This window comes from Paucilactobacillus suebicus DSM 5007 = KCTC 3549 (assembly GCF_001434475.1).
GTDB classification, from domain to species: Bacteria; Bacillota; Bacilli; order Lactobacillales; family Lactobacillaceae; genus Paucilactobacillus; species Paucilactobacillus suebicus.
The window spans coordinates 1-7761 of sequence record NZ_AZGF01000053.1 but is presented as its reverse complement, the minus strand read 5'-3'; the positions used below and the strand labels follow the sequence as shown (position 1 = coordinate 7761).

Here is a 7761-nt window from a genome sequence, read left to right as displayed (position 1 = left end):
TTGTTGTCGCCAACGGCGACTTCTGATACAGGTTTTTAATGGGTCTAGCACAACATAGAATAAATTCTATGTGTAAGTGCGCATTGACCTCGTTTCACTCTGTCTGCTGATAGCCATAAAATCAATTTTTCTCGTTATTGAATTGAATGTATTTTTAATTCAATTTATGTTTGCACCTAACTAGGATTGTTATGTTTTAAATATTTAAAAAGTGTTGCAGATTACGCTGTTTTAAGCCAAAATTTTTTAATTGCTTTGTGCAGAGAATTTTTATAAGCTTGGTAACAAATTTTGAATAACGGTGTTGTAAGATCTGTAAATCTAAACTGAAAGCATTATTTTGATGTTAGGAGTCATTAAGATGGACGAAAAGAAAGTATTAAAACCAATTGATGAAATGCTTGCTGATCCTTGGCAAGTTGATATTCAAGAATTGTTTGAAGCTTCTGTCAATGAACCTGACGAGCTTAAAAAGAATTTGTATGATTCCTTATACACTTATATTTTGCAAAAAAGACAAGAAGATATTATTAATCGTCCTGGCTTCGTTATTTAGCCCTCTAAGAGCCTGTTGAGGGCTTTTTGTTTTTGCTTTGGTATAAATATATATAAACAGTCTCAAAACCGCTAAAAACGGAAAATAAGGCCCTTAAAAACGAACATAGCAGCTAAAATCTTTTTGAGATTCAAAAAACTAACTGTTTGCTGTCAATGGTAGCGGACGAGCGTAGCGTGGGAGCATAAGGAATTGACAGTTCTTAACCAGTCTTTACACTGAAATGGCGAAAGCCAAAGTTTTGTAGAAACTTTGCTTTCCTGCCTAACGGCGAGTGAAAAAGCAGTCAAGCTGGCTCAGCTTGGACGGGGTGCGGGGCGTCAGCGCCCGAATTAATGTGGCTTGCCACACCTTTTAAGCAACGAACAGCGTGAGGCGCAAGGAGCTGTGCGACTGGAGTTTAATGTGAGCCGGTTTTTGGCTCACTCCGTTGTGTTTTTTGTTTTAGGTTTGTATCTCGTACAGTGGTGCCTCTTATATACCTCTTTTATAAACCTCTTTTAAACCTCTTTTAGACCCCTCTTGAGCCTTACTCTCCCAAGGCTCACAGAAGGTTATCAAGTACCTTTTGTCTGTTTATCAAGTACCTTTATAAGTTCTGTACTTGATAAAAAGGTGCTTTTATTTTAATATGTGTTTGAGGTGATAATCATGTCTAATGAGTTGGTTAAGTATGATCCTGAGTTGAATACTATTCCCTTGAGAAAATTTACCCCAATTGAGATGAATTTATTTTTTTCAATTGTTTCCCGCATGCGGGATCAAGGGAATAAAACTGTTCGTTTCTCTTTTGACCAGTTAAAAGAGCTTAGTAACTATAAACCAACCGCAAATAAACGTTTTATTGATGATATTGAAAATACATACCAAAAGATCCTCAGCCTTAGGTTTGGCCGTAGAAGTAAGAGTGGCTTAAATCGTGAATTTTTTGTTATGTTTACTGAATTTGAAATTAAAGGTGAAGCTGAAGAACCTTATGTTGATATTCAGATTTATCCCAAAGCATTGCACTTGCTAAACGATTTAGAAAGTTGGGTTCGTTATGCCCTAACAGAATTTAAAAATTTAAAAAGCAGTTACGCTAAAACAATGTTTCGTCTAATTAAGCAATTTCGAACTACTGGCTATTCTTATTTCTCTAAAGAAGATTTTTTTGAATTGCTTGATATACCTAAAAGTTATTGGAATAGTCCTTCAAATGTTGACAAAAAGGTTATTAAGCCAATTAGAGAAGAATTAACCCCGCTTTTTAGAGGGCTAACGATTAGAAAAAAATATGGTAAAGGCAGAGGAAAACCAGTTATCGGTTATTCTTTTACTTGGAAACCTGAAAGAAAGGACGCAAATGATTTTTCTCAAGGCAAATTTCAAGATGAGCGTCAAAAACTCTTTAACATTCAGCACAATGATGAATTATCAGATAAAGAAAAGTGGCGTGCAATTGACAAAGTTAAATGCTTGCCTTTAGGAACAACTGAAAAACAGGTACTGGCTGAAAAACAAGCTGAACATGATCAAAAAATCAGAGATCAAGCAAGACAAGAAGCACTTGCTGAACTCCGAAAGGGGCTTGGAAATAATGCCTAAAACTATTAGAGAACTTGCTGATGAATTGAAGGTCTCTAAACAAACTATTCAATATCACTACCAAAGACTACCAACAAAGAACCAACAAAAAAATAGTCAAGGTACAAACATGATTAGCCTTACAGCTGAAAGGATTATTAGGGACAAGGTAGCAAAGCCTTTGGTAGCAAAAGATCAACAAATAGGTAGCAAAAAAGCGACAAAGACTAGCAAAGAAAATAATGATTTGGTTACTACTCTAAGAAGAGAGGTAGAAGATTTAAAGTCTCAACGCGACAAACAACTTGCTACCAAAGACCAGCAAATAAGTAGCAAAGACAGACAAATAGATCATTTAACAAAACTAATAGACCAACAACAACAATTACAATTAGCAACAGTAGCAGAAGATCGCCATTTGAAAGAACGCCTACGAAAATTAGATGGCCCAGTTGAAGATTTTGAAAGTATAGAAAAAAGCCAAGTTGCAAAAACTGATGGTGCAAAAAAACAGGCAGCTAAAAATATAACTAATAAAAAATGGTGGCATTTTTGGTAATCGAATAATTATCGTAAATATGTACTAGAAAAGAGCATACAAATTATGGATTATGTTAAGTATAAAACGGATTGTTTAGATAAATTAAAGGGCTTTCTAACATTAGAAAAGAAGAGACCTGTATTGTTTATTGGTAGCGTCAAGAATCTTGTGTAAATGAAATGCCTTCGTACATATAATATGTATCTAACTTAAATAAATGATGCTTCCAAGGTGTCCTGGAGTCCTTTGAATCCTCGGTGGATCCGCTTCAGAGACTTCTCGTTATAAACATTAAACTGAGAAACCAGGAAGCGATCCAGTGAATCTTCCGTTGGAAATTGTTCTTTGTGGTGGGTGGTGCGCTTGAGATGCTTATTAAAGTTCTCAATCAGGTTAGTGGAGTATAGTGATTGCCGGATTTAATTCGTTCGGAATAGGTTATACTAGACAAAAGATCAGCTCCTAAAAGATGGGTTTGTGGTAAACACCATTTTTTAGGAGCTGATCTTTTTTGTCCGAACAGCGTTCGGATTAATTTTACAATCTACCATTAATCTCAAAAAAATTAAATTAGATCATCATTGTGTCTATATGTTTAAAATCGAAAAAGGGCTCTCTTTATACATCGATTTTGATAAAGTTTACCATTTTTTGTTTAAGTTTCCCCCAAAATTCATAAATACGATGCCACGAATTTTGGTAGAGAATTGCGGCAAGAATCAAAAATTCAGGTAAAAACTGAATCAAGTAACGACTACGACCACCTTCAAAAATCAGTAAATAAACAAATCCGCCAATAATTGTTAGCCTCAGTATTTGTACGATTTTTCCCCGATTGCTTTGTCCAAAAGCAATCATAGTTAACCAAATACACCACCAAATTTGCGCCCAGAATCGAAAATCTCCAATTCTTGTCCCATAAAGGTAGACAAACTGTTCAATCCAACCAGCCAGCCCCTTCTCTTGAGGAATACCATTACCAACAATGAAGTTTCCTTCTTTAACCCAGGCGAAGCTACCATCAGATGTGTTATTTCTATGTTTACTAACATAAAAAAGAAGATTTCCCCAAATCCCCCTTTTTTTTAACCTCTTTTCTAACAAGGACCAAGAATAATTAATACGGGCTTTCTTGGTAGGCAAAACAGCCATCATAAGTGCATCTTTAGGATTGTACCCGCCTTCCCCACTTGCCCCCATACTAATGAAATGAACAGCAGGTATTTCACGTTCTTTATCAACATGAATATACGTTTGGTTTGCAAGATTCTTATTAAGATTGATATAAGTGCCAGCCGCGAAAGTCCATGTAATAAACAACAAAATTAATAATTTTAATTTTTTGTGAGATTTTTTTGTTCGCACAAGTGGCCTGTCTCTTGTAGCCAAAGAATTTTCCAAAGGAAATATAACACTAATCAACAATATCAAAGTAAATGAAATAATTGGAATTGAAGCTGACGGCTTAATAATAAAGGCAGCGGTAGCCGATATGCCAATTATTGTAGATCCAATAGCACGAAAAATAAATGAATATCTTTCTTTAAGAACAATGCATATTCCCAAAAAGATAAATGAAACTAGAGGAAGAACCCAAGCATCCGTATATGGCACAATAATTGTAGGAAAAAGCAACAAGAAAATACAATGAATGAAAATTCCCATGCGAACTTTTTTTTTGTCATCATTATCAATGATACAAATGCTAATCACATTAATGAGTGCCGAAAGATCAACTAGAAATAAAGTCACCCAATCAAAGAAAATCCAGGAAGTTGTGTGAAAAAAACTTGCCAACATATGTTGAACTAACAGAATAGGCAAATTATTGTAATTAAGACTAAAATAAGCAATGATATTAGGATCATTTGTATCAGTCAGGGCATGATGTAGAGCACTAACGTCCCAACCAATTGGAGGGTGTACTTCACTCACAAAAAGGATTTGTATTCCTAATACAAACAAGCAAAAAAATACAAGTGAAGTATTTTCTCTAGCAATAAAAATATCGTGCAAAACGTGTCGAAATTCATCGCTTACTTCCCATAAAATGAAAACAACGAACAGTATAAAAAAGCAGCTTGTTGTCCAAAATGTTGTCCCGGCACCAGTAACTGTATTCTTTCCTAAAATTAAGTTCGGTGAGATACAAGCAAAAAAAAGAGTTAGCCATATTAATCCTGAGAACAGCACAATTATAAATTTATTTATGAATTGAATTGGCCACGCCTTATGCTTTATTCTTCTAGATATTCTTCTCATAGATATTCTTCTCATTTTTAATTATTCATCGACTGACATGATTCCAACCAGAATCTGCTTTCCCATATTTTACTGCTTGTTTAATTTTTTTAAAGCTCAATATTAACGCTATAAATTCAATGAATGAAATAACACTCAATAATACAAATAGAGCAGGCGAAAAACAGATCAGCTTTATTTTATCAGAAATACTAATTTTAGGCTCATTAGCAAGAGTAAATAGCAAAGTAAATGTTAAAAGTAAAGTTAGACCTAAAAATAAATAATAGTCAAGTGACAGTAACGCAAAAACTGACGTAAATGTTAAAAACGGACCTGTCAGGATGACTATCAGTCCAAATGCGGCTAATGGGAGACGGAAAAAGGAAAAAAGGAAAGTATACTTTCCACTATGATTGAACATCATAGTTTTATTTTTGATTAGTTCATATATTTGTCCGTAACGCCAGCGTAATCGTTGTGCTATCAACTCCTGATAATAGTGTACTGGCATTGTGTAAAAAATAGCATTAGCAGAATACCCAAAAACCCAGTCTTTATTTCCAAAATAATTGATCATTTTTAATGAAAGCGCAATATCTTCGGTAGGAGTATTTATATCATATCCGCCCACCATTTTTAAAAATGGCACTCGAAATGCTGATCCGGCTCCCCCAATAATATACTGCATATTCAATGGTACCTGGCTTCCCCGATTGTGTGAAGAAAACAGATACTCAAAAAATTGCGCCCATTCCAAGAATTTTTTTGGATGTAAAATTCTTACATTTGATGATAAAGCTATTATTTTTTCGTTTTGAAATGTTAAATTTACTTGTGCTAATGCATCGGTACTTGCAATGGAATCTGCATCTAATACAAGCATTATATCTCCATTGACATAATTAAATAATGCATTATTTAAAGCAGCACTTTTACCTGAATTTTTTTGATTTACAACAATTAACTTAGGATATCGCTTTTTTAATTCGTATAGGTCAATTGCGGTATTGTCAGTAGAACCATCATTAACAATGATGACTTGAAAATTTCCATAAGAATTATTCATAATGGATTTTACGGTTCTATACACTACTTTGCTTTCATTATAGGCAGGTATTACTACTGAAATTCTATTAATTACAGTCCTTTTTTTTTGACTTAAGCCATTTAATTCGCTACGGTATGCTTTTATCGCCTGTATGTTGCTAAAAAAGACATTTAAAAGTACTGATATAATTGAAAGCAGGCAATAAATGGCCAAACAAAATAACAGTGTCGTCATGACTTCTTCACCGATACTACTCCTTACTTACTCTTTTTTTTTAAGAAAAAAACAATTGCTTGTGTCAAAACAATTCCGATGATTAATAAGATCCCTATTACTTTTAGAATATTGCCAGCTTCTCCAGTTTGAGGAAGCATTCCCACTCCAGCAGCACTAATTCCAGCAACTCCAAGACCCTGTTGATACATAATAATCCTCCTTAATTACTATAGTAATTTAACTTAGCATCATTAAATTTGGCAGATTGTAAAATGGCAGATTGTAAAATTTAAGTTGAACATTTGTATGATAACCTGCCAAAAATTTTATCTCACACATTATCTAGACAATCTTGTCTCCAGCTTCTAATGTATTGTCTAATTTATAATGGCTCTTTGTCAACCGCTGTTGATAAGAAATCTTTACAATCTACCATAAAATAAAAAAGATATAACTTGTGCCAGGCCGATAAGATACAAAAACACATAGGACATTGAGAAGCTAGCATAGAAAACTATGTGTTGCATTTTAGGGGCTATAACTTACAAATAACCCCTCAAAAACATTGAAAGAATAACCCCCAAAATCTATAATATAGATCTTGGGGGTTATTTGTTTTAATACTAAAGAAATGACTTCTTCTATTTGTCATCAATACTAAACAATAATTTGTACAAAGTGATTATTTCTTCTAGTTCTTCACGCGATACATGATCGACAATAGTTTCATCAGTGACATGTCTTGCCCGTAAATCTAAGGCTATGGTTTGATCTAATAATACCTTTCCATATACTGTTTGACTACTAGTTAGTCGATGATACATTGGAAAATTACGCTTGGTACTGCTAATTGGAGCCACAATCGTCATGTTACTTGTCTGACAGACTAGATCATTGCTTAGAGCAATGGCTGGTCGCTTATTCATCTGTTCATGACCACGGCTTGGATTAAAGTTAACATAAAATATATCACCTTGGCTTACCATTGAAGTTCATTACCTTCTGACTTTCCCCAATCAAGCTCGTGATCCCTTTTCCCGTCATCTTGCCAATCCTTAAATAGTTCGTGAATATTGGTTGGGTTCTTTTTTATTGGTGTTAAAACAATTGATCCATTTTCAATGGTTATTGTCATATCTTGGTTATCATCTAATTTCAGTTGTTTAATAATTTGGCTAGGAATTCTAGCAGCTTTCGAGTTTCCCCACTTTGCTAAGCGTGTTTGTTCTTTAATAAGTTCCATATTTTTCCCTCCTAAATTATTATTACAAGTCAAGTATATCCCGTGTAGATACACAATGCAAATATTCTTACTGGAGGTCATTTACATGCAACAAGTTGTCTTACCCATAAAAGATTCAAACGTTCTTAAAGAGGTTCAAGATACGTTACTCAATAACTTTAAAGCTGGCCGACGTAACTATACGATTTTTCAAGTTGGTAAAGCGACGCTACTGCGAGTGAGTGACGTTATGGGTTTAAAACAGACCGATATTTTTAATCTGGACGGTTCTATTAAACAAAATGCGTTCATTCATGATCGAAAAACTGGTAAGCCTAATACCTTGTACCTTAAACCAGTTCAAACAG

Annotated in this window: 9 protein-coding genes and 1 pseudogene; 4 read left to right on the top strand and 6 right to left on the bottom strand. The window is 34.3% G+C overall.

Translation table 11 applies throughout. The features are described 5' to 3' along the window. Positions 1-343 precede the first annotated feature (343 nt). From FD16_RS12185 to FD16_RS12175, 3 genes are all read left to right on the top strand, one after another. On the top strand, positions 344-556 hold the full coding sequence (locus FD16_RS12185; protein WP_056938570.1) for a hypothetical protein: 213 nt from the start codon (positions 344-346) through the stop codon (positions 554-556). 651 nt (positions 557-1207) lie between these two features. Continuing rightward, on the top strand, positions 1208-2143 hold the full coding sequence (locus FD16_RS12180; RefSeq protein WP_056938569.1) for a replication initiation protein: 936 nt from the start codon (positions 1208-1210) through the stop codon (positions 2141-2143). Then, positions 2136-2681 carry a DUF536 domain-containing protein gene (locus FD16_RS12175; RefSeq protein ID WP_056938568.1) on the top strand — a complete coding sequence of 182 codons (546 nt, stop codon included), beginning with the start codon at positions 2136-2138 and terminating at the stop codon, positions 2679-2681. Before FD16_RS12180 ends, FD16_RS12175 begins: the two co-directional genes overlap by 8 nt. A 191-nt stretch (positions 2682-2872) precedes the next feature. Here the strand turns inward: FD16_RS12175 and FD16_RS12675 are convergent. The 6 genes and pseudogenes from FD16_RS12675 to FD16_RS12155 form a co-directional block, all read right to left on the bottom strand. After that, positions 2873-3082, bottom strand: a pseudogene (locus FD16_RS12675) (transposase); the annotation flags it as partial. 199 nt (positions 3083-3281) lie between these two features. Next, positions 3282-4925 (bottom strand): TIGR03766 family XrtG-associated glycosyltransferase, encoded by a 1644-nt coding sequence (locus FD16_RS12170; protein WP_056938567.1) that lies wholly within the window; start codon positions 4923-4925, stop codon positions 3282-3284. A 25-nt stretch (positions 4926-4950) separates the two neighbouring features. Next, a complete protein-coding gene (locus tag FD16_RS12165; RefSeq protein WP_056938566.1) occupies positions 4951-6189 on the bottom strand; it encodes a glycosyltransferase family 2 protein in 1239 nt (412 codons plus the stop codon). 23 nt (positions 6190-6212) lie between these two features. Further along, positions 6213-6380, bottom strand: coding sequence for an LPXTG cell wall anchor domain-containing protein (locus tag FD16_RS12885; RefSeq protein WP_156403261.1), 168 nt, complete (start codon positions 6378-6380; stop codon positions 6213-6215). 432 nt (positions 6381-6812) lie between these two features. After that, the gene (locus FD16_RS12160; RefSeq protein ID WP_001748110.1) at positions 6813-7157 is read right to left on the bottom strand and encodes a type II toxin-antitoxin system PemK/MazF family toxin; all 345 of its coding nucleotides are present in this window, start codon (positions 7155-7157) and stop codon (positions 6813-6815) included. Beyond that, the gene (locus tag FD16_RS12155) at positions 7151-7414 is read right to left on the bottom strand and encodes an AbrB/MazE/SpoVT family DNA-binding domain-containing protein (RefSeq protein WP_001748109.1); all 264 of its coding nucleotides are present in this window, start codon (positions 7412-7414) and stop codon (positions 7151-7153) included. Before FD16_RS12155 ends, FD16_RS12160 begins: the two co-directional genes overlap by 7 nt. A gap of 85 nt (positions 7415-7499) precedes the next feature. Here FD16_RS12155 and FD16_RS12150 point away from each other — a divergent pair. Then, on the top strand, positions 7500-7761 hold a 262-nt coding region (locus FD16_RS12150; RefSeq protein WP_476739303.1), incomplete at its 3' end, for a site-specific integrase.

Excerpts from the sequence above, each read along its gene's own strand:
- FD16_RS12160 (WP_001748110.1), bottom strand. The coding sequence starts at position 7,157 with ATGGTAAGCCAAGGTGATATATTTTATGTTAACTTTAATCCAAGCCGT.
- FD16_RS12185 (WP_056938570.1), top strand. The coding sequence starts at position 344 with ATGTTAGGAGTCATTAAGATGGACGAAAAGAAAGTATTAAAACCAATT.
- FD16_RS12885 (WP_156403261.1), bottom strand. The coding sequence starts at position 6,380 with ATGTATCAACAGGGTCTTGGAGTTGCTGGAATTAGTGCTGCTGGAGTG.
- FD16_RS12155 (WP_001748109.1), bottom strand. The coding sequence starts at position 7,414 with ATGGAACTTATTAAAGAACAAACACGCTTAGCAAAGTGGGGAAACTCG.
- FD16_RS12180 (WP_056938569.1), top strand. The coding sequence starts at position 1,208 with ATGTCTAATGAGTTGGTTAAGTATGATCCTGAGTTGAATACTATTCCC.
- FD16_RS12175 (WP_056938568.1), top strand. The coding sequence starts at position 2,136 with ATGCCTAAAACTATTAGAGAACTTGCTGATGAATTGAAGGTCTCTAAA.
- FD16_RS12165 (WP_056938566.1), bottom strand. The coding sequence starts at position 6,189 with ATGACGACACTGTTATTTTGTTTGGCCATTTATTGCCTGCTTTCAATT.
- FD16_RS12170 (WP_056938567.1), bottom strand. The coding sequence starts at position 4,925 with ATGAGAAGAATATCTAGAAGAATAAAGCATAAGGCGTGGCCAATTCAA.